Source organism: Rhodopila globiformis, assembly GCF_002937115.1.
Classification (GTDB): Bacteria; Pseudomonadota; Alphaproteobacteria; order Acetobacterales; family Acetobacteraceae; genus Rhodopila; species Rhodopila globiformis.
Window position 1 is genome coordinate 65504 of the sequence record NZ_NHRY01000272.1, and the last position, 21120, is coordinate 86623.

The window sequence follows — 21120 nt, forward strand, 5'->3', positions numbered from 1 at the left end:
CGGCATCCGCCTCAGGGCTGTCCCGCCAGGCCGGCGGTGATCGACTCGTTGATGCTGATCAGGAAGTCGAAATCCGGCGACTCCTGGTCCATTTCCCGGTGCACGGTCAGCCCGACCGACAGGATCGCGCCGCGCAGCGGCGGCGGCAGGGCGTTGGCGGGATCGCGCATCAGGTCACTGACCATGATCCATAGCCGGCGGTTGTCGGCCAGGGCGCGGACCTGCTGAATCACCGATCCGCCGCGGGCGGCCTTCAGGCCGGCGGTGGCCTCGCGGAAGACGTCGGCCTCCTGCTCGCGCTGCGAGCGCAGCCGCGACGTGGCCTGGTAGGCTTCGAGGGCGTGGGTCGTGCTCAGCATGGCTGTCCTGCTTCTTTCGGAATGGCGGCGTTCGTGGTGCGGCCCAGGACCGAGTCCTCGTACTGGATGATCCGCCGGACCAGCTTCAGGGCCTGGTAGCAGTTGTCTTCCTCGGCGGCGATCAGCGCCTGCTCCAGCACCAGGCGGACGGCCTCCGAGGTGGTTGCCGCCTGGAACTCGGCGATGAAGTGCCGGGCCGCTTCCAGCCCGGCCTCGCGTTCGGTTTCGTTGCCGATATAGGCGGATTGTAGCGCGAAGTAGATCCGCCGCGCCGGGCTGTCGGCCTGGTCGGGCGGCATGATCTGCTTGCCGAACAGGAACCGCGCCTTCGCGGTCAGCTCGATGCGCGACCTGGTACGGAAGCGTATCGGCGCGCCATTGACGATCATGACTTCGCCCTGACGCAGCTCCAGAACGAGATTCGACATCGTGTACCTTCCGCGGCGCGCAGGGATGACGCGGCCCTGGTTGCGAGCACGTTCGCCGGCGGAGCCCGCGCGGGACCCGCCGGCGCTCCTGCATCGTTACTTGAACAGGCTCAGCAGTGTCTGCGGCGCCTGGTTCGCCAGCGACAGGGCCTGCGTGCCAAGCTGCTGGCGGATCTGCAGCGCGGTGAGCTGGGCCGATTCCTTCGCCAGGTCGGCGTCGATCAGCGAGCCCATCCCGCTGTTCAGCGCGTCGATCTTGTCGTTGTTGTAGGTGACCTGGTTGTTGACGTAGTTGATCGCGGAGCCAATGGTGTTGAGTTCTGTGCCGACTTTATTCGCCATTTTCGCGAACACACCGTTCGCCGTGATATACCCCGCGATTTTCTGCACCTCGGTTGCGAATGTGCCCCCCACGGCGGTCGCTGCCAGTGCGGTGGCATTGAAGGCGATCGAGCCATAGAGCGCTGAGCCGCCGAATGTGGCGACGCCGTAGGTTGCTCCGACCTCGTTCCTGATGAGCGAGGTTCTGCCGAATGTGCCGCTGCTGCCGGTAATATTGCCGATTAGTGTCTTGCCGTTGTAGCTCGCGTCCTGGATGTAGCCTTTCACGTTGGCAAGCTCAGCATTGTATTGCGTGATGTAGTTCGTCCGGTCAGACCCCTGCACGCTGCTGTCTGACAGCTTCACCAGCAGCTGGCGCATGCTGCCCATCATGTTGGAGATATTGTTCAGGCCGGACTGCGTGACGCTCAGCAGGCCCTGCGCGCCGCCAAGCTGCTGGTTGGCGCTGGTCAGCGCCCCGACGGTGGAGCGGATGCCCTGCGCGATGGCATAGGCGGCGCCGTCATCGGTGGAGTCGGCAACGCGATAGCCGGTGGAGATCTGCTTCTGGGTGGCGGCGAGCTGCTGCTCCGTGGCGTTCAGCGACTGCAGCGCGACCATAGCGCCCATGTTGGTGTTGATAGAGTTCAAGGACATGGCGTCTGACCCTTTGGGTGGAAATCACATGCCCGCCTCTTGCGAGCTCATGTTGAACCATGCCGGAGAAAGGTTAACAGCTGATGAATCAAACGAAGTTTTTTACGCGACCGGCAAATAGGTGGACAATGACAGCGTGCCTTCGCTGACGATCATGCGGTACGACATCTGCAGCTGCGTCTGCACCGCAGTGAGCTTGGACAAGGTCGTCGTCATGTCCGCGTCCTGCACCGCGGAAACCTGCCCGGTCAGCGCCGTGGCGGTATCCGAAAGTTGGGTCTGCGTCGCGGTCAGCGCCGACTGGCGGTTGCCCAGCACGCCGACGTCGGTCGCCATCGCGCTGACCACGCCGTTCAGGGTGGTCATCGTGTCCTGCACCAGCGGCATGAAATTCGAATCGCCGGTCTGGGTGCTCGACAGCGAGCCGACGATCGCGAGCGAGCGCATCAGGTCGAGCATGTAGGATCCGGTGGGCGTGCTGGTGGTGGCGGCGCTGGCGTTCTGGTTCGCCAGCAGCCCGATGCGTACCGAGCTGCCGTCCTGGGTCTGCACCACCTGCTGGCCGACGGTGCCCGATTGCATGTTGGCGGAAAACGGCGCGTTCGCGATGGCATCCGTCACCGTCGTGCTGAGCGTGACGCCAGAAACGTTGTTGAGGTAGTCCGACACCGTTTGATTGATCGTGCCGTAGAAGTCCGGGGAGGTCGAGGTCAGGATCGAATCCGGGTTCGGCACCGGTGGGTTGGCAGTGTCCTGGCCACCGAAGACGTAGACGCCGCCATCCTGCGTGTCCAGCAGGTTGGCGACCTGCACCAGCGCGTCGCGGGCCTGGGCCGCGATGGTGTCCACCTCCTGCGACGACGTGCTGTTCAGGTTGGGCATGGCGGCGACGAAGGTGGCGGCGATCTGCTGCAACTGGGTCATCGCCGTCTGCGTCACCTGCATCCGCCCGGTCGCCTGGCTGATGTTGTTCTGGTAGGTCTGCAGCGTGGCCAGTTGCGGATTGAGGTCCAGCGCCACGCTGGCGCCGCTGCCCAGCTCGGCATAGGTCTGCGCCACCAGGCCGGTGCTGGCCTGCTCGGTCAGCGTATTGAGCTGCTGGTGCACGTCAAGGGCGTTGGCGACCAGGGTGTTCAGGAAGCTGTAGCCGGAGCCGACCGATCCGACGCCGCTCATTGTACCGCCTGTAACAATTGATTGAACATGCTCTGCACCGCGGCGATGATGCGGGCGTTGACGCCGTAGGCGTTCTGCAGGGCGATCATCTGCGACATCTCGGTATCCATGTTCACCCCGCTGACCGACGATATCTTCGTGTTCAGGCTGGTCTGCAGCGCCTGCTGGGTGGTCAGGTCGCTGGTCGTGGTGGCGCTGGCCTGCGACTGCGAGGCGACCAAGTCGGTGGCGTAGTCGGCCAGTGTCGCCGGGGCACTGAACGGCGCGGACAGCGTGCCGCCGGGGCCGAGGCCGCTGGTGTTGAATTTGTATTGATTTAGTGACGACCAGGTGGCCCCGCTCGCCTCATCGCTGCCGAACGTGTAGTCCAGCACATTGCTGATCACGCCGGTGAAGCCGGCCAAGTCGTTTGGGTTTAGCGTGGACGCGCCAGTGCTATCGACACTGGTGCCATCGCGCACCAACGAGGCGGTCTTCGTCACACTGGAATTGACCTGGATCGTCGCCGCGTAGCCGACGTATCCGCTCTGCGTCGGACTGCCGCTGCCGGTCGGCAGTTTGCCGCTTCCGTCGGTGAACAGGGTCAGCCCCTGCGCGTCGAACCTTGTGGACAGGCCATAGGCGAACTCATCCAGTTCCGCCTGCGCCGTCGGCAGGGTGGTGTCGCGCAGGGTGATGTCGGCGCCGATCTGCCCGCCCTGCAACTGGCTGGTGACGTCGATGGTGTTCAACATGATCCCGGATAGGATCTTCGGATAGTAGGAAGCCGGCGCGGCAGTCTCGGCACGAATCGAGAACGGTCCGCTGCCGTTCTGGCCGCGGTCCGTCGGCAGGACCAGGCCGGACGGGGTGAACACCGACAGCGAGCCGTCCGGCTGTGCCGCCGTCTTGACGTTGATCAGGCCCGACAGGGTCTGCACCGCCGCATTCCGCTGGTTCTCCAGATCCGCGGTGCTCTGGCCTTCCTGCTTCAGGGTGACGATCTGGGTGTTGAGCTGGCCGATCGTCCCCAGCGTGCTGTTCAGCGTGCCGACTGCCGAGACCAGGTCGTCCTCGGCGCCCTGGCGCTGCGTCGTGTAGGCCGTGCTCAGGCTGTTGATCCCCTGCGCCAGGGTGGTTGCCGCCGATACCACCGCATTCTGCTGGGTCTGGCTGCTCGGGTCGGTCAGCAGGGTGGAGAAGCTGTCCTGCAGCTTGCCCAGCAGGCTGCCGATATCAGTTCCCGAGCCGGGGGTGCCCAGCACGCTGTCGATCGCCTGCAGCGCGGTCTGCGTCGTGGTCAGGCCGGTGACCGTGGCGTTCTGCTCCAGCGCCGACGATTGCAGCGCCTGGTCGACCCGCACGGTTGCCGGGCCGGTCCACACGCCCAGGCCCTGGCCGTTGGCGGTCAGCGCCTCCTGGTTGCTGACCTCGGCCGCATAGCCGGGCGTGTTGGCGTTTGCGACGTTCTGCGAAATGACCGCGAACCCGGCGTGGATGTTCGCCAGGCCGCTGGTGGCAATCGAAAGCGCGGAATCGAGGCTCATCGGTCAGCGGCGCCCTCAGGTCTTCATGTTGATGGTGACCTGCAGCATCTGGTCGGAACTGGTGACCACCTTGGCGTTCGCCGAGTAGGCCTCCTGCGCGACGATCAGTTGCGAGAATTCAGTGGCGATGTCGACGTTGGAGTTCTCGACCGAGCTGGTCACCAGGCTGCCGGCGCCGTTGGTGTTGACGGCGTTCGCCAGCGGCTGGCCGCTGGTCGTGGTGGCGCTGAAGGCCTGGCCGTTCTGACGCTGCAACTGGTTGGGGTCGTTGAAGGTGACCAGCGGGATCTGCGCGATCGTGCGCGACTGGCCGTTGTTGTAATTCACCACGACGTCGCCGTTTTCCTGCATGGTGACGCTCGAGTAGCTGCCGGGCGGCACGCCGTCCTGGGTCAGGCCCTCCAGATTGTAGGTGGTTCCGGCATACTGGGTGAGGCCGCTGGTGCCGCCATAGGTGCCGAGATTGAGCATGATGGGCTGGGAGCCGCTGGAGCCGAAAGGGGCATTGAATCGCAGCCACGCCGCCGAGCCGGCGGTGGGGGAGGTGGCGTCGGAGGTGGTGAGCGCCAAACTACTGCTCGGGTCCGACACAACACTTCCGATCGTGCCGTCGGGAACCGTGATTCCGGTCGTTGAGCCGAACACGATATCGGCGGAGCCGCAATCGGTCGTGGTGCCAGTGTTGCTCACCGCCTTGATGTCGAGCGTCCAGTCGTTCGACGAGGTCTGCGACCAGTTCAGGTCGATCGTTTGCGCGGTGCCTAGGGAATCGTACACTGTGATCTGCGACGACAGTGGCGAGGTTGTGGTGGCGGTTCCGGACGCCGGCGTGGCCGGCAGGTTGGCCGACAGCGTCACCTTGGTCGTCGCCTGCGGATTGTAGCTGGTCTGGGTGACCTGGATCGGCACCAGGGCATTCTGGTTGATCGCGCCTTTCGAGATATCCGCCGTCCAGCCGTTCAGGTACTGCCCGGCAGTGTTCACCAGGTAGCCCTCGGCATTCATCGAGAAGTTGCCGTTGCGGGTGTAGTACTGCTCGGGATCGAAGGTGGGAACGTTGTTGACGATGCCGGTGGCCTGGGAGACGGCGAAGAAGCCCTGCCCGGTGATGGCCAGGGCCAGCGGGTTGTCCGACTGGGAGACGGTGCCCTGGACGTTGTTGACATAATCCGGCTGTGCCACGACTGCGCCGGATTCGTTGACGGTCGCGGTGCTGGTGGTGAGGTAGTCCTGGAAGCTGGTGTCGACGCGCTTGTAGCCGGTCGTCTGGCTGTTGGCGACGTTGTCGCTGATATTGCCGAACGCCGCGGACTGCGCGTTGAGGCCGCTGATCGCGGTGCTGAGCGCCCCAAACAACGACATTGCCAAAACCCTCCTGGTTTGCTGCGCCGTCCGTCAGCACAATCCGTGCCAGACTGAAGTATCGGCATTTCCTTGACCTGGAGCCCGGCGGCAACGGCAGGTGACGACCTGCCGGCAGAAAAAGCCCGGCAATAAATGCCGCTTCACGCGCGGAAATCGCGGCCGCCCGGATATTTTGCCTTGGCCCGAAGCTTGCGTCGGCGCAGGAAAATCCGCGTGGCAGGAGATCCGGTATTGCCAGCCGCCATCGCGACCATGCCATCGAATGGCCCGGCCGCCGCCATTTCGCCTGCGCAGTCGCCCCCGGCCCACGCCGGGCCAGGCTTCCTCCAGGTGCTGCAGACGCTGAACGCCGCGCCGGGCGAGGCGGAAACCACGCCCGCGGCCGCGGCGGACGCAACGGAACCGTCCGCCTCCGGTGGCGACGCGCAAACGGATCCCCTGGCGAGCAGCACCCGGCCGGAGCCACCCGCCGACAGCGCGCAATCATCGGCCACGGGCGCCGCGCAGGCACTGCCGGTGGCAGGCAATGGCCAGCAGCCGGCGACCGTGACCACTCCGCCGGCCGCGGCGGCGGGTAATCCGGCAGCCGATCTCATCGGCAACGCGGCGCTGGTGGCGAACGCGGCGCAAGCGGCGGGCGGCACCCGGCCGTCCGCACCGTCAGGCTTGGCTGGCGGGACGGGTCCGGCAACCGCCGCCGCCCGCCCGGCTACCGGGTTGCGCCGGCCGCAGCCGAGCCCCGCCGCGCAGGACGCGGCGCCATCCGCCACAACGAGTGGCGCAACGCCGGTCGGCGAGGACAGCGTTGCCCCCTCCGCCGCGATCCCGGCCGCCGACGCGCCAGCGTCGGCACCGGCGGCGGGCCCGGCGGTTTCTGACGCCTTCGCACAGGACGCCCTCCCACGGGACGCCGTGGCGGCAGAGGCGACGCATGCGGCGCCAGTCCGTGCCGCGGCCGGCAGCGGTGCGCCCGCCACGCGGAACGCCCATGGCACCGGCAAGGCAGCCGGATCGGGCACGCGCGACAGGCAAGCCGGCCAGGCGGCATCACCGGCCACGGTGACCGACCTGGCCGGGACCGCATCCCAGGCCGCGGCAGCCGCCGCGGTGTCTCTCCAGAACCCGGCGGCCGGGACAAGTGCCGCGCCGCAAGCCCCGGCAGCGCTGCCGTCCGCGGCGGCGTCACGCGGCGGCGTCGCGGGCCCGGCATCACGCGGCCACGCATCGCCGCTTCCGCTTGCTCCGGTGCCGGCGGACGCTGCCGTCCGGCAATCGGCGGTCACGGCATCCACCGCCGCGCGGCAGGCGCCACCCCAGGCTGCCGGGCCGCCGGCGGACCAACCGGCGAGCGGGACGGTATCGCCGCCGGGCCTGGCATTGACTCCGGCGGCGACGCCGCTGCCGGCGGCGGCCGCGAGCACCACGACCTCGGCCGGAACCGCCGACGCCGCCGCATCCGCGCCGGCGCCCGCCGCGCCGGTGGTGTCCGCGCCGGTGGCTGCCCAGGTCGCGCCCGCGCTGCTGACGCTTGGACAGGCCGCGGACGGCACCCGGCAGATGACGCTGCGTCTGCACCCGGCCGAACTGGGCATCGTCCAGATCCAGATCGGCCACAGCGCGGCCGGAGCGGCGCATGTCGAGATCACGGCCGAGAAGGCCGACACGCTGCAGGCCCTGCTGCGCGACCAGCCGCAGCTCCACCATGTCCTGGACCAGGCCGGCGTGCCCGCGGCCGGCCGCACGATCACCTTCCATCCTGCGACGGGGTCCGGGACAGCCGGCGACGGCGCCTTTGCCGCGCCGGGCCAGGGCCATGCCTCCGGCGGGCCCGCCGCGGGCACCGGCTCGCCCGGCGGCGGCAGGAACGGCCAGGGCGGCGCCGAGGCGGGCAACGATGGCGGCAGCCGCCGGCAGGGCCGCCCGGCCGGCGGACAGGACGGCCCCGGCGGCGCGACGTCGTACCGCGTCGGCCTCGATATTTTGGCGTAATCAACAGGCGGAGCATGCGTCATGTCTGGAAGCGTAACGTCCTCGACCGGCACCACGTCGTCCGCGACCAGCAGCAGCGTCGCGGCACAGACCAGCAACGTGGCCCTGGACAGCCTGAGCAGCAATTTCTCGGACTTCCTGACGCTGCTGATGACCCAGCTGCAGAACCAGGACCCCAGCTCGCCGATGGACACGAACCAGTTCACCAGCGAACTGGTCCAGTTCAGCCAGGTCGAGCAGCAGATCAATACGAACAGCAACCTGACGCAGCTGATCCAGCTGACCCAGGCGAGCCAGGTCGAGCAGTCGGCGGGGATGCTCGGCAAGGCGGTGACGGTGAACAGCTCGCAACTGACGTTGCAGAACGGCTCGGCGACGATCAACTTCAACACGACGGCGGCCGAGCCGGTCGCCATCGGCATCTATAGCGCCGCGGGCACGGAGATCCAAAGCGCGACGCTGACCAGCAGCGCCGGGGCCAACACCTGGACGTGGGACGGTAAGGACGCCAGCGGCAACACCATGTCCGACGGCGCCTATACCGTTAGCGTCAACACCGTGGGAACCAGCGGCACGACAACGGCGGTGCCGTTCACGGTGACCGGCACGGCAACCGCGGTGCAGAACAACAGCGGCACAGTCGACCTGCAGATGGGCGGGCTGACCCTGCCGTTCAGCGACGTCGTTTCAGTCGGCTCATAACCAGGCTGTCATCGCGGCGCGGTTGACGGAGCGGCCTTTCTCGCCATGCTGAGGCCCGGGATTTCAGCGTCCGCGGGAGGAACAAGATGGGTGAGACGATCCAGTTGAAGTCGGCCGACGGCTTCAGCTTCTCGGCCTACGTCGCCGGTCCGGCCAATGCGACCAAAGGCGTCGTGGTGGTGCAGGAGATCTTCGGCGTCAATCACCACATCCGCGACATGGCGGATCGGTTCGCCGCGCAGGGCTACGCGGTGGTGGCGCCGGCGCTGTACGATCGCGTGGAGAAGGGGGTGGAACTGGGCTACACGCAGGCTGACATCGACAAGGGTCGCGAATACCGGATGAAGCTGTCGGACGCGGACCTGATCAAGGACGTCGAGGCTACGGCCGGGCACCTGTCGGGCAAGAAGCTGGGCATCGTCGGCTACTGTTTCGGCGGCACGGTCGCCTGGTGGGGGGCGACAAGGACGAACCGGTTCGCCGCGGCGTCCTGCTGGTATGGCGGCGGCATTCCGGGCACCAGGGACGAGCGGCCGAACTGCCCGGTGCAGATGCATTTCGGCGAGAAAGACGCCTCGATCCCGATGCATGATGTGGACGCGGTGCGGGCGGCGCAGCCGAAGGTGGAGGTGTATGTCTATCCCGGCGCGCAGCATGGGTTCGGGTGCAACGAGCGGGCCAGCTTCAGCAAGCCGGATTATGAGCAGGCGCAGCAGCGGACGCTGACGTTCTTTGCGAAGCATCTGGGGTGACAATCCCCAACAGGCCGCGATGCGCCGATTGCGGCCTGTAACCCGACATTGCTGAGCGGCAGCGCCCCGGGTAGGATGAAACGCCCGGGGCGTGTGACGTCAGGCTTTTTTGCTGGCCATCGCAGGAATTTCGGGGCGGCTACGGGAGTGGACGGGTCGAGGTGGCCGGATTCCCCGGACCGAGAGGCGCTTTCCTCTTTACATGGCACCTGATACTACGCTAAGCCGGGGTGCAATTATTTCCTCTTCGGTCCGGCCGTCCTTCGGCGCCCGGTGTTTCTGCGCGAGGCTCGCTCGGTGGAATCGCTTCTGTTCCTACTTGACTGCGTGATATTCATTCTGATCGTAGTGATGGCTCTCATTGATGACCGCCGGAAACCCGGCGAGCCGGCGAAAAGTCTTTTTCGAACCCGGGACAGCAGCAATCGTGATGCTATCGTGACCGGCAGCCCCGCTGCCGGACGGACGCGGGCTGATGGCTTTGGCCGGGGCCTCGGCCGATGAGAGACCTTATGTTCGCGGCTGTCGTGATGCTGCTTGTGCCGCTGGGCCTGGTATCTGCGTACACCGGCATATTAGCATGGATCTGGACCGCCCTTCTGGCGCCGAACACTCTCCTGTACGGCTTCATGTCCGGCGTTCCATTCAACAAGATCATTGCCATCGTGACACTTCTTGCCGTGTTCCTGGGGCGGGAAAAGAAGGATCTGTATCTGGACAAGGCGCTGGTTTTTCTGCTCCTGTTTTCAGTGGCGGTCACGATTTCCTGGCTTGGCAGCCTTGACCCCAGCGCCGCCGGCGATGACCTGTACATGAAGGTGATTAAAATTGTTGTGCTGGCCTTCACGATAACGGCTGTCATGACGACCCGGCATCGTATAGAGCTTGCGGTCCTCGTTTGCGCAGTAGCGCTCGGATATTTCGGAGTGGCGGAAGGACTTTTCTCAATCGCATCCGGCGGCGGGCATAAGATTCTGGGCGAAGCCAGCATTGGTGATAACAACCAGTTGGCAACGGCACTCCTTATGGTGGCGCCACTTGTTTATTACCTTGTCTTACGCTCTGAACTGGCTGTCATCCGCATCGGTCTGTGGGTCGTGCTGGGACTCTGCGTTGTTACTATCGTGATGACGTTTTCCCGAGGCGGATTCCTCGGGCTGTTGGTGCTGGCCGCATATCTGGTCAAGAACTCACGTAAAAAATTCCTGGCTGTTTTTCGTGTTGCGCTTGCCGGAATTTTGATTTTGACCCTGGCGCCGTCGTCCTGGTTCCACCGGCTTGATACCATTCAAACTGCGGACAACGACGGTTCCTTCATGGGTCGCGTCGTCGCCTGGAAAATGAGCCTGCTGATAGCGTTGGACCACCCATTCTTCGGCGGGGGCATGCATGCTGTTCAACATGGGCCCGTATGGACTCATTATGCACCGCTCCTGCCGCGCGTGAATTTCGTGGAGACCCCACCTCCGGATGTCCATCCCCATGCCGCGCACAGCATATACTTCGAGGTGCTGGGGGACCTGGGATTCACCGGCCTTGCCTTGTTCCTGGCGGTCCTCGTTGCCACGTTGTTGAGTTGCCGCCGAATTTACCGCATGAGCAAGGGGCACCCATCCCTCACCTGGGCCGCCGATCTCGCGCGGTTGCTTCAGGTCAGCATCGTTGTCTACATGGTGACCGGTGCGGCATTGAGCATGGCATATTTCGAATTCGGTTACATCTTGATTGCGATAGTGTCCCGTTGCCGCCGCACCGTCGCACTTGCACTGGAAGCGCAGGCACCGGATGAACTCAGTTTGATCCCAAATCGGACTGACCCGCCATGGCGAACGCCGGCAAAAGCCACGCCATCCAAGCCGCCGCGATGGTCCGATCGGATGCCTGCCAGACCGGCACGTTGGAACAGCCAGGGTACAGAGCGGTTCCCAGGAATGGAGTGATCGACATGAGCCTTATGGCCCAGCACATGCGGTATGGCTCGTTTGACCGCAATATCATCCCTGGCGTCTTATCCTGATTGTCGTCCTGGACCACAACGATATCATTCGCGCCGTACGACCGGTGCAGAACCGGTTTCTGCCAATAACCTTCCACGTGGCAGGGTTTCTGCTGCTGCCATTTCCGGTGAACCGCAGGCAGCTTTCGGCTTCAATGGGCTCCTCGCTATCTCAAGTGGAAGGAAATATCTCGATCTTGCCAGCGTTGAGGTAGATCATCGCCTTCAGGTTGCGGGAAGAGCGGTATCCGCGGGCCTTGGCAGCCTGAGCAAGGCTGTTGATGCCTTCCAGCATGCCGTCCCATTGCCGCTTGATGGTGCTGGCGGCATCGATCACCGGCTGAAGGCGGCTGTGGGTCGAGAAGTACCACGTCATGAGGAAGGTCTCGGCGTCCTGACGGGACAGTTGCTCCTGACAGCAATGGCCGGTTTTCTACGGAACCGTTGTAGCCGGATTGCATCGGCTTTGCTGGCAACAGGCATTGGCGGCCTGCTGCTGCTGAGCCTGCCGGCCGTATCGGGGTTGTTGCTCGTGACACTTGAATCGGATTTGCCGACGTCGTCCAATATCGGCAATCCACCGCAGGCAATCATCATTCTTACTGGCGACGTGGCGCGCGGCGCTGGCGCATTGGATGTCGGGGCACTGATTTTGCAGCGAGAGCGGGCCGGCGCGGCGCTGCACCGTCGGATCGGCCTTCCCAATCCTTGTGACCGGCGGAACGCTCGACGGCGGCCCGCAGACGCTTGGCAACCTCATGGCCCGGAGTTCGGCTACATCGTTGCAAAGGTATTCCGTCACCACGCCGATTTGGCAATAATTCCGTAATAGACTGCGCTGTCCAACACAATTCTGCCGCCGCCCAATGAACGGCCCGCAGTCCATACCGTTATCGAGACCTACTGACTTTTGACTCCAAGCAGCACCCAATCCCGAAACTTTCGCTGCCCAACGGTGTTCGCTTATGCAAGTCCATGGACAGGAGGGTCGAGTTGAGGCTGTATCGAGCGTTCGTCGTTATGAGCTTGGTTACTGGAACCCCAATCGCTGCCATCGCCGCACCACCCCCCGATTCTGCCGCGGCGCGGCAGGAGGCCGAGCGCCTGAACAGCCTGCCGCCGGTGCGGCCACCCAACGCCGTGCGCATCGATCACTCGGGCCGCAAGGAGGAAGGACGCGGCTCGTACTACGCCCGGTACTTCGACAACCGGAAGATGGCCGACGGCAACCGGATGAACCCGAATTCCAACATCGCCGCCAGCAAGAGCCTGCCGCTGGGCAGCGTCGCCAAGGTCACCAACCTGGACAATGGTAAGACCGCAACAGTGAAGGTCGAGGACCGCGGCCCCTACGTCAAAGGGCGCGTCATGGACGTCGCGCCCAAGGTCGCGAGCAAGCTGCATATGAAGGAGAAAGGCACCGTGCCGGTGGAAGTGAAGCCTGTCACCGTGCCGCAACCGGACGGCGGCGTGAAACTCGGCGCCGGTGCCGCCGATGCCACGCCACAGGAAATCCAGCGGGCCGTCACGATGACCAGGGAGCTGACCGGCTCCGCCGACACCGAGACGGCCGCGAAGTAGCTACCCCAGCACCCGCCCGGCAACCACCGACAGCTTGGCAGCAAGCGCCGGATCGCGCATCGACGGCGCGGTGATCACCGCATTGTCCAGCGCCCGGTCGCAGCCGCAGGGGCACAACGCGCGCGGCTTGCCAAGTTCCGGCACGGCCGCCTGAACCAGGCCGCGTGCCTTGTCGGCATTGCCCAGCAGCACCTGCACCACGGCCTCGACCGTCACGTGGTCGTGGTCGGGGTGCCAGCAGTCGAAGTCGGTGACCATGGCCACGGTGGCGTAGCAAAGCTCCGCCTCACGCGCCAGTTTCGCCTCCGGCATGTTGGTCATGCCGATGACGCTGCAGCCCCAGCTGCGGTACAGCTCGCTCTCCGCCTTGGTGGAGAACTGCGGGCCTTCCATCACCAGGTAGGTGCCGCCGCGGGTCACCGGCAGCGACAGTCCGGAAGCCGCGCCGTGCAGCGCGTCGCCCAGGCGGTTGCACACCGGATGCGCCATCGAGACATGCGCCACGATGCCGTCGCCGAAGAAGGTCTTCTCCCGCGCGAAGCTGCGGTCGATGAACTGGTCCACCACGACGAAATGCCCGGGCGGCAGCTCCGCCTTCAGGCTGCCGACCGCCGACAGCGACAGCACGTCGGTGACGCCGCAGCGCTTCAGCGCATCGATGTTGGCGCGGTAGTTCAGGTGGGTGGGAGAGGTCGGATGGCCTCGCCCGTGGCGCGGCAGGAACACGCACTGAATCCCTGCCAGCCGGCCGAACATCAGTTCGTCCGACGGGTCGCCCCAGGGGGTTTCGACCCGCCGCCAGGTTTTGTCCTCCAGCCCGTCGATATCGTACAGGCCGGAGCCGCCGATGATCCCGATGACAGGCTGGATCATCGGCGCGCTCCCCATGGTCAATGCTCGACGTTGGCCCAGACCTTGCGCTTCACCGCGTAGGTCAGGCCGGTCATGAAGATCAGGAACAGCACGATGCGCACGCCCATCTGCTTGCGCTCGACCATTTCCGGATTGGCCGCCCAGGCCAGGAACGTGACGACGTCATGCGCTTCCTGGTGCAGGGTGGCCTTGGTGCCGTCGGTGTACTGCACCGTGCCGTCCTGCAGCGGCGGCGGCATGGCGATCCGATGGCCCGGGTACATCGTGTTGTAGTACTGCCCGGGCTGCAGCTTGAACCCGGCGGGCGCATTCACGAAGCCGGTGAGGATGCCGTAGACATAGTTCGGCCCGCCTTCCCGCGCATTGACCATCACCGACAGGTCGGGTGGCACGGCGCCATTGAACACCGCCGCCGCCGCCGTGGCGTTCGGGTAGGGTGAGCGGAACTCACTGGCCGGCAGCGCCGGGCCTTCCTTCGGATTGCCCTGGTCATCCAGCCCCAACGGCACGGTGAACTGTGCCGCGAACGCCTTGATCTGCTCCGGCGTCAGGCCGATGCCGGCCAGGTCGCGGTAGTGCAGGAACTTCAGCGAGTGGCAGTTCGAGCAGACCTGGCCGTAGATCTGCAGGCCGCGTTGCGCGGCCGCCAGGTCGAACGTCCCGAACGGGTTCTCGAAGCTCCAGGACTCATTCGGCATCGTGGCTTCATCCTGCGCGAAGGCAGGGGCTGCCAGGGGAACTGCCAGGGGGGCTGCCAGCAGGGTCGCGGCGAACGCGCCTGCCAGGAGGGTACGCAGCTTGGCCATTACGCTTTCTCCATCGGCTTGGCCGCGGCGCCGGTCGGCAGGGGGCCACCGCCGCGAGGGCCGACAACGGGATGACTGATGCTCTCGGGCAACGGCAGCGGCCGCTCCAGCTTGCCGAGAATCGGCATGATCACCAGGAACTGGGCGAAGTAGTACAGCGTGCCGATGCGGCTGAGCGTCACCCAGATGCCTTCCGGCTTGTGCGCGCCGCAGGCGCCCAGCACGAGGCAGGCCAGCACCCAGACGAACAGCGTCGGGCGGTACAGCGGCCGGAACCGGCAGCTGCGCACCTTGGAGGTGTCCAGCCAGGGCAGGAAGAACATGATGATCAGCGAGCCGAACATCAGGCAGACGCCCAGCAGCTTGTCCGGCACCGAGCGCAGGATCGCGTAGAACGGCAGGAAATACCACTCCGGCACGATGTCCGCCGGCGTCTGCATCGGGTTGGCCTGGATGAAGTTGTTCGGATCGCCCAGGTAGTTCGGCGCGAAGAAGATGAAGATCGCGAAGATCGTCAGGAACACGCCGATGCCGACGCTGTCCTTGATCGTGTAGTACGGGTGGAACGGCAGCGTGTCCTGCGGTGACTTCACGTCGATGCCCAGCGGGTTGTTCGACCCGGTGATGTGCAGCGCGGCAACGTGCAGGAAGATCACGCCCACCAGCACGAACGGCAGCAGGTAGTGCAGCGCGAAGAACCGGTTCAGAGTCGGGTTGTCAACGCTGAAGCCGCCCCACAGCAGGGTGACGATCTTCGAGCCGACAACCGGGAAGGCCGAGAACAGGTTGGTGATGACGGTCGCACCCCAGTACGACATCTGGCCCCAGGGCAGCACGTAGCCCATGAACGCGGTCGCCATCATGATGATCAGGATCACCACGCCCAGCATCCACAGCAGCTCACGCGGGCTCTTGTACGAGCCGTAGTACAGGCCGCGGAAAATGTGGATGTAGGTGACGATGAAGAACATCGACGCGCCGTTCTGGTGCGTGTAGCGCAGCAGCCAGCCGTAGTTGACGTCGCGCATGATGTGCTGGACCGAGGCGAACGCCAGATCCGCATTCGGCTGGTAGTTCATCGCCAGGAAGATGCCGGTGACGATCATGATGATCAGCACGACCATCGCCAAGGCACCGAAGTTCCAGAAATAGTTGAAGTTTTTCGGGGTCGGGAAGACCCCGTACTCCTTCTGCATCATCGTGAAGACGGGCAGACGGGTGTCAATCCAGCGTATCACCGGATTGTCGAACTCGCTTTGATGGAGGCCGGCCATATTTGTTTCCCTGTCACGGGCGGACGTTTGATCGGATCAGCCGATCTTGATCTGGTTGTTGTTGAGCAAGGCGCCCATGCCGACGGCGGTGCCAGCGGGGGCGACCAGTTGCAGCAAATTGCGCTTTGATAATTTTCCGGGCGGGCCGGAACGGATTGAAACAGCGGCGGAGTCGGCCATTCTTTCCCTCAGGTTACCGTTTCAGCCAGGGCGCACGCACGTCCGGCCGCGAGCCCGCCCTGCGACCGGCTCGAACACCAATCTGTTACTGACCGGGTTGCCCCGGGCTTGGAACCTGGGCAGTCTAGAGAGCGGCCCAGCCCCCTGCAACGCAACAGGAAGGATGTGGGGTTATCGCGACTACAGCCCAGGAACAAGCCCTGATGCCCGAAAATTTTAGCCTGCCGCCGCATGAGGCGATGAAACAAGCTGCACGTGCCTGGTTCGAAACCTTGCGGGACAGAATTTGTGCAGAATTCGAAGCCATCGAGGACGAATGTACCACCAGCCGCCCCGCTGGCCGGTTCGAGCGCTCGGCCTGGAGCCGCCCGACCGAGGACGGCTCGGACGGCGGCGGCGGCGTCATGAGCGTGCTGCGCGGCCGGGTGTTCGAGAAGGTCGGCGTCAACGTCTCCACCGTGACGGGCGAATTCAGCCCCGGCTTCCGCGCGCAGATCCCCGGCGCGGCCGAGGACCCGCGGTTCTGGGCCAGCGGCATCAGCCTGGTGGCGCACATGCAGAGCCCGAAGGTGCCGGCGGCGCATTTCAACACACGGATGCTGGTCACCACCAAGGGCTGGTTCGGCGGCGGCGGCGACCTGACGCCGATGCGGCCGGAGACTCCGGAAGCCCGGGAAGACGCCGCGGACTTCCACGCCGCTTTCCGCGCCGCGTGCGATCGGCATGACTCTTCTTATTATGAGACCTTCAAGGCCTGGTGCGACCGCTATTTCTACCTGCCGCACCGGCAGGAGCCGCGCGGCGCCGGCGGCATCTTCTTCGACCAGCACGCCTCCGGCGACGCCGAGGCGGACTTCGCCTTCGTGCGGGACGTTGGGGCGGCGTTCCTGGCGGCCTATCCCCGGATCATCCGCCGGCGCATGGCCGCGCCCTGGACGCAGGAGGACCGCGACCACCAGCTTGTCCGGCGGGGCCGCTACGTCGAATTCAACCTGCTGCACGACCGTGGGACGATCTTCGGGTTGCAAACCGGCGGCAACGTCGAGGCGATCCTGATGAGCCTGCCGCCGGAGGTGCGCTGGCCGTAGGGTGGCTGGCCTGGGCTGAAGCCTCTCCGTCGTGGCCGGGCGTGTCCCCATGCGTATCAGGATAGGGTGGTGGCCGGAGAAAGATTTGGCGCCGCGGCCGTTCTCTCTCCGTCGTGGCCGGGCGTGTCCCTACCGGATGCACACATCTCGGAAACGACCCGCCGTGGCCGCGGCTCACCCCGTCATGGCGGGCGCAGGCCCGCCATCCACGCCTTTGCCGCGATCAGCACCGCAAGGCGTGGATGGTCCGCCTTCGCGGACCATGACGGGGAGAGGATGGTGGCCCACGCTCAATGACGCGGTAATTCCCTGACGAGGAGGAAACGGGTTGCTCGCCGGCCTGCTGCACCGGCAGGGCCGTCTGCCCCAGTACCCACCCCTCCCACCGCCGGATCCAGGGATCGTCGGGCGCAGTGTCCGGCCGGTTGCCCGCCAGCACGTTCAGCAAGCACAGCACGCCCAGCAGGCTGTCGAACCGGTCCTCGCCGGCGGCGTCGGCGCCGAAGCCGTCGCGGATGGCGCGGCGCAGTTCGTCGTCCGGCGCCGCCGCCTGCCCCTCGATCGCCGCCAGCAGATCGTCCGCGATGGCGCGGCGATCCGCCTGCCGCCGCTTGCTGCCGCGCAGCCGCAGGTTGAGGTGGCGCAGCGCCTCGGCCGGGTAGGTCTCGGCCAGGGCGACGGCGCCGGGGGTGAGCAACGCGTGGAACGGCCCCTCGAACGGCCAGAGGCGCAGCGGCGCGCCGGCCTCCAGCGCCGGCAGCAGCAGCGACTGCCAGGCGGCGATGGCGGCCTTGCCGGACTGGTTGGCGCCCAGCGTCCAGAACAGCGGCGCGCCGGCCGGCCGCTCGGCGGTCGCGCGGTCGCAGGCCCGGCACAGCGCCGCCGCGTCCGGCAGGCCGAGCGCCCGGGCGTGCGACAGCCGCGTCATCCCGGCGATGCCGTGGGCGGGGTAGAACGGCCGGCCGGGCCTGATGTCGTCCAGGGTGGGGCAGACCGAGAAAAAGTCCGGCATCGCCCGGATACCGCGCAGGAAGGCCGGGAAGTCCGCCTCGGTCCGGCTTGCGGCGTAGGCGCGTGGCAGGCCGACGGGCAGATCGACGCCCAGGGCGGCGGTGCCGCCGTCGGCCTGCTGCGTCAGGCGGGACAGGAAGGTGGCGACGTCGCCGACTGGGCGCGGAGCCGTCAGCAGCCAGCCGGCGCCGCGGCGGCGGGCGACCGTGACCCAGCGCTTGCGCGGATCGACGCTCCAGTCCGCGTGGGCGGCGAGGTCAGCTGCCAAGCGGGCGTTGCGCACGCTCCAGCAGGCGGCCCCAGAAGCCGGGCGGCTTGGCCGGTTTCGCCGGCCTGGCGGCATCGGCGGCCTTCTGCTTCGCCTTGGCCTCGGCTTCCTGCTGGCGCTGCTTGCTGGCGAGCCACTTGTCCAGGCTCATGCCGGCCTTGGCGGCGCGCCGTTCCTCGTAGGCGCGCTGGCCTTCGCTGAGTGTTTTGGGTGATTGCACGGTAGTCCCCGGGTTTCCGGCGGTATTACGCGCGAGGCGGGGCGGTGATCAAGCGCGGCGGTGGGAGCCGGGCGGCACCGACCAGGGGCCACGGCGGCCAGCAGCGGCTGCAGCGCGTGCGGCAGATTGTGGAAGACCGCCGGCGCGATCATGCCGATGCCCGGAAGTTCCAGGCTCTGCACGATCATCGCCATGCCGCAGACGAACAGGGCAGCGGTGATCAGGAACCGACCGCTTCCAGGACAGCAGCCCGAAACGCCGCAAAGCTTCGGGAGGTATTTGCATCCGGGCGCATTGCCCCGCCGATGGCACGGGCGGCCTCCACCTTCCTCAGGCCGAGATTGAAGTATCCCGCTGCCTTGAGCACCCGTTCGAAGGCTTCCCAGGTTCCTCCCTTGATGGCATCGGGGTTTCGATAGGCGGCCTGGGCAGGAACGGTCGCCGATACGCGCGGATAGGCCGCGTGAACAGCAGCCCAGTCGCCGAAGAACCATGCCTCCAGTTCCTCGACGGCGATGCGATTGGCCACCCGCCACCCGGACCGGCCGGCCATGCTGCGGGTGCTGAGTCCGGACAGGCTTGCCGCCTGTTCCATGGCTTGCTTCAGCCGATGGCAGTCGTCGTCATCGCGGTCGAGCAGAACAATGATGCGGCTGGACTCCGGCAGCCAGTGTGCGTAACCGCGCAGGCGCTGCTCCAGCTTGCGGAGAAGGTCGTGCTTGCCCTGGAAGGCGCGAATGGCGAACGTTGCGCGGCCCTGAAGCATTTTCGGCAGCATTTCCCCAAGAAATGCTTCCATCGACGGCTCCTCCACGAGGAGTTCCAGATGTGTCGCAGGCATCATCGATCCAGGCGCTATCGGCTCGGCGCTCCCTCTTTGACCAAGGGATCGCCAACGCCGAAATGTCCTTCGATCCAGAGATCGCCCAGCAGGGCACCTTCCTTGATGAAGTCGTTGATGCCCTGGGCTTCCGAGACAAGCGCCACTTTGGCATAGCCATCCGTATCGCGATACAGAACCCGGACTTCCTCCGGCCTCAGCGCATTGAGAAAAAATGGCGAGTGTGTCGTTACCAGCAACTGCCCCCGTGCCGCCGCGCCCCGGCATTCTTCCGCCAGGCCGTAGAGCAGCCTGGGGTGCAAGAAATTTTCCGGCTCCTCGATGCCAATGAAGGGCGGTGGTGCCGGATCGTACAGCAGGACCAGATAGGCAAGCATTTTCAATGTGCCGTCGGAGGCAAACCGGGCCAGGATAGGATTTTGAAACGGTACATCCTTGATCGTCAGCAGCAGCCGGCCATCCGGCATCGGCTCGGCCAGGACCTTCTCGATGCGCGGAACGCGTGAGCGAAGCGCCGCGAAGATGCGATCAAGACGGTCTGGATGTTGTTCCTTCAGATACTCGATGACGTTCGCAAGATTGTCGCCGGTGCGCGAAAGCCGATACTGTGGACCGGCTTCCGGCTGAGCTCGGGTGTTGTCGACGGAGAGATACGAGACATACCACCCGGTGATGAAATCGCGCAGGGCAGCGACACGTGGATGTTCGGCAAACTGGCCGAGTGCATTCACCGCGATCAGATCCGGTGACTTCAGCGGAATGTTGTGCCGTGTGTCCTCGATATCCGGCCGCTCACCGCTCGCGGCCCGCCCCTTGCCTTCGTGGTACTCAAGGAACCGAAACGGCCTGCCGTGACTGGCCCGCCTCCATTGCAACCATTCCTCCACGACGACCGGCGAACCGTTTCGCTCATCGACCGCCAGATGATAGGTTATGGTCGGGTATTCAGGTTCCTTGTACTTGATCTCGATAACCAGCGGCCCGTCGGATCCGCGGGATTTTAGCTCCCTGGCGCGCCCGCGCCGGTCCCATGCGCGCCGCAGGCCGGATTCGAAGCACTCCGAGAGGAAGGCAAAGACATCGAAGACTGTGGACTTTCCGCTGCCGTTCGGTCCGAGCAAGACAGTCAACGGCGTGAGATTCCTGAACTCGACACTGCGAAGAGCCCGGTAGTTCTCAACTCTCAGATACGTAATCCGGTCAGGCCGCACGATGGCGCCCTCAGGATCCATCTTCGGGGTCAGGTTCATGAAAAGTGTTTGGCATTGGTGGCGCGGGACGTATAGCCCAAGTTGATCCAGATTCCCAATAGTCCCTTTCAGGCGGTCAGCCAGGCAGCCGCCCTACTGCGTCCCGCGCCACCACTTCCGAACTACTGCACCGTCGACTTCTGCGTCGGCACGATCCGCGTCACCACGATCGCCGAGCGGTCCAGATACTCCGGAATCCGCGGCGCCATTTCCTTCTTCCAGTAGTCCGATTCATACACCGCCTTGTAGAGTGCCTCCCGCTCCGCCTCGCTTTCGAAGCGGCGCAGCCAGACATAGACCGACGAATCCGTCTCGCCGCGGAAACTGCCGGTGATCACCATGCCTTTCGACACCTGGAACGGAATGATCTCCTGTTCCATCACCGTCACCCACTCGTCCATCTTGCCCGGCAGCACCTTGTACTGGCGCAGTTCGTAGAATGCCATCGGTTCCCTCC

At 65.4% G+C, this 21120-nt stretch carries 23 protein-coding genes; 7 read left to right on the plus strand and 16 right to left on the minus strand.

Annotation, left to right across the window (positions count from 1 at the left end; genetic code table 11):
* Nucleotides 1-11: 11 nt before the first annotated feature.
* The 6 genes from CCS01_RS31065 to flgE form a co-directional block, all read right to left on the minus strand.
* Nucleotides 12-359 (minus strand): flagellar biosynthesis regulator FlaF, encoded by a 348-nt coding sequence (locus CCS01_RS31065; protein ID WP_104522933.1) that lies wholly within the window; start codon nucleotides 357-359, stop codon nucleotides 12-14.
* Nucleotides 353-787, minus strand: a complete 435-nt coding sequence (locus CCS01_RS31070; RefSeq protein ID WP_104522935.1) for a flagellar biosynthesis repressor FlbT — start codon at nucleotides 785-787, stop codon at nucleotides 353-355. The genes CCS01_RS31065 and CCS01_RS31070 overlap by 7 nt, the downstream gene beginning before the upstream one ends.
* 96 nt (nucleotides 788-883) lie before the next feature.
* On the minus strand, nucleotides 884-1765 hold the full coding sequence (locus CCS01_RS31075; protein ID WP_104522937.1) for a flagellin: 882 nt from the start codon (nucleotides 1763-1765) through the stop codon (nucleotides 884-886).
* Nucleotides 1766-1867: 102 nt separating this feature from the next.
* Nucleotides 1868-2941, minus strand: coding sequence for a flagellin N-terminal helical domain-containing protein (locus CCS01_RS31080; protein ID WP_104522939.1), 1074 nt, complete (start codon nucleotides 2939-2941; stop codon nucleotides 1868-1870).
* Nucleotides 2938-4467: a flagellar hook-associated protein FlgK gene (gene flgK / locus CCS01_RS31085; protein WP_104522941.1), complete on the minus strand. Its 1530-nt coding sequence runs from the start codon at nucleotides 4465-4467 to the stop codon at nucleotides 2938-2940. Before flgK ends, CCS01_RS31080 begins: the two co-directional genes overlap by 4 nt.
* 15 nt (nucleotides 4468-4482) lie before the next feature.
* Nucleotides 4483-5829, minus strand: coding sequence for a flagellar hook protein FlgE (gene flgE, locus CCS01_RS31090; RefSeq protein ID WP_104522943.1), 1347 nt, complete (start codon nucleotides 5827-5829; stop codon nucleotides 4483-4485).
* Between the two features lie 234 nt (nucleotides 5830-6063).
* Here flgE and CCS01_RS31095 point away from each other — a divergent pair, with 234 nt between their 5' ends.
* The 4 genes from CCS01_RS31095 to CCS01_RS31110 all read left to right on the plus strand — a co-directional run bounded on the left by CCS01_RS31095 (nucleotide 6064) and on the right by CCS01_RS31110 (nucleotide 11215).
* Nucleotides 6064-7821 (plus strand): flagellar hook-length control protein FliK, encoded by a 1758-nt coding sequence (locus tag CCS01_RS31095; protein WP_104522945.1) that lies wholly within the window; start codon nucleotides 6064-6066, stop codon nucleotides 7819-7821.
* Between the two features lie 21 nt (nucleotides 7822-7842).
* Nucleotides 7843-8523 carry a flagellar hook assembly protein FlgD gene (locus CCS01_RS31100; RefSeq protein WP_104522947.1) on the plus strand — a complete coding sequence of 227 codons (681 nt, stop codon included), beginning with the start codon at nucleotides 7843-7845 and terminating at the stop codon, nucleotides 8521-8523.
* An 86-nt stretch (nucleotides 8524-8609) separates the two neighbouring features.
* Nucleotides 8610-9275, plus strand: a complete 666-nt coding sequence (locus tag CCS01_RS31105; RefSeq protein WP_104522949.1) for a dienelactone hydrolase family protein — start codon at nucleotides 8610-8612, stop codon at nucleotides 9273-9275.
* A gap of 512 nt (nucleotides 9276-9787) precedes the next feature.
* Nucleotides 9788-11215, plus strand: coding sequence for a putative O-glycosylation ligase, exosortase A system-associated (locus CCS01_RS31110; protein ID WP_158258707.1), 1428 nt, complete (start codon nucleotides 9788-9790; stop codon nucleotides 11213-11215).
* 228 nt (nucleotides 11216-11443) lie between these two features.
* Here the strand turns inward: CCS01_RS31110 and CCS01_RS31115 are convergent, their stop codons facing one another.
* On the minus strand, nucleotides 11444-11647 hold the full coding sequence (locus CCS01_RS31115) for a hypothetical protein (RefSeq protein WP_104522953.1): 204 nt from the start codon (nucleotides 11645-11647) through the stop codon (nucleotides 11444-11446).
* 90 nt (nucleotides 11648-11737) lie between these two features.
* Here CCS01_RS31115 and CCS01_RS33365 point away from each other — a divergent pair, with 90 nt between their 5' ends.
* Nucleotides 11738-12100, plus strand: a complete 363-nt coding sequence (locus tag CCS01_RS33365; protein ID WP_146102058.1) for a hypothetical protein — start codon at nucleotides 11738-11740, stop codon at nucleotides 12098-12100.
* A 164-nt stretch (nucleotides 12101-12264) separates the two neighbouring features.
* Nucleotides 12265-12852, plus strand: coding sequence for a septal ring lytic transglycosylase RlpA family protein (locus tag CCS01_RS31120; protein ID WP_239992468.1), 588 nt, complete (start codon nucleotides 12265-12267; stop codon nucleotides 12850-12852).
* Here the strand turns inward: CCS01_RS31120 and CCS01_RS31125 are convergent, their stop codons facing one another.
* From CCS01_RS31125 to CCS01_RS34085, 4 genes are read right to left on the minus strand one after another with little or no spacing between them, the layout of a single operon-like run.
* The gene (locus CCS01_RS31125) at nucleotides 12853-13725 is read right to left on the minus strand and encodes an S-methyl-5'-thioadenosine phosphorylase (RefSeq protein ID WP_104523041.1); all 873 of its coding nucleotides are present in this window, start codon (nucleotides 13723-13725) and stop codon (nucleotides 12853-12855) included.
* 17 nt (nucleotides 13726-13742) lie between these two features.
* Entirely contained in the window at nucleotides 13743-14531 is a 789-nt protein-coding gene (locus CCS01_RS31130) for a cytochrome c1 (protein ID WP_104522957.1), read from the minus strand.
* Nucleotides 14531-15805, minus strand: a complete 1275-nt coding sequence (locus CCS01_RS31135; protein ID WP_104522959.1) for a cytochrome b — start codon at nucleotides 15803-15805, stop codon at nucleotides 14531-14533. The genes CCS01_RS31130 and CCS01_RS31135 overlap by 1 nt, the downstream gene beginning before the upstream one ends.
* Before the next feature lie 36 nt (nucleotides 15806-15841).
* Complete coding sequence (locus tag CCS01_RS34085) at nucleotides 15842-15985, minus strand: hypothetical protein (RefSeq protein WP_158258708.1); 144 nt, start codon at nucleotides 15983-15985, stop codon at nucleotides 15842-15844.
* Between the two features lie 203 nt (nucleotides 15986-16188).
* Between CCS01_RS34085 and hemF the strand changes: the two genes are divergently transcribed.
* Nucleotides 16189-17073, plus strand: a complete 885-nt coding sequence (hemF, locus tag CCS01_RS31140) for an oxygen-dependent coproporphyrinogen oxidase (protein WP_104522961.1) — start codon at nucleotides 16189-16191, stop codon at nucleotides 17071-17073.
* Between the two features lie 223 nt (nucleotides 17074-17296).
* On the opposite strand, the gene CCS01_RS31145 is transcribed toward hemF, so the two are convergent.
* The 5 genes from CCS01_RS31145 to CCS01_RS31165 all read right to left on the minus strand — a co-directional run bounded on the left by CCS01_RS31145 (nucleotide 17297) and on the right by CCS01_RS31165 (nucleotide 21109).
* Entirely contained in the window at nucleotides 17297-18352 is a 1056-nt protein-coding gene (locus CCS01_RS31145; protein WP_193540184.1) for a hypothetical protein, read from the minus strand.
* Nucleotides 18342-18572 (minus strand): hypothetical protein, encoded by a 231-nt coding sequence (locus CCS01_RS31150; protein ID WP_104522963.1) that lies wholly within the window; start codon nucleotides 18570-18572, stop codon nucleotides 18342-18344. The genes CCS01_RS31145 and CCS01_RS31150 overlap by 11 nt, the downstream gene beginning before the upstream one ends.
* A gap of 220 nt (nucleotides 18573-18792) precedes the next feature.
* The gene (locus CCS01_RS31155) at nucleotides 18793-19416 is read right to left on the minus strand and encodes a DUF4276 family protein (RefSeq protein ID WP_338050019.1); all 624 of its coding nucleotides are present in this window, start codon (nucleotides 19414-19416) and stop codon (nucleotides 18793-18795) included.
* An 11-nt stretch (nucleotides 19417-19427) separates the two neighbouring features.
* Nucleotides 19428-20663, minus strand: coding sequence for an AAA family ATPase (locus CCS01_RS31160; RefSeq protein ID WP_104522965.1), 1236 nt, complete (start codon nucleotides 20661-20663; stop codon nucleotides 19428-19430).
* 122 nt (nucleotides 20664-20785) lie between these two features.
* A complete protein-coding gene (locus CCS01_RS31165) occupies nucleotides 20786-21109 on the minus strand; it encodes an NIPSNAP family protein (protein WP_104522967.1) in 324 nt (107 codons plus the stop codon).
* Nucleotides 21110-21120: the final 11 nt, after the last annotated feature.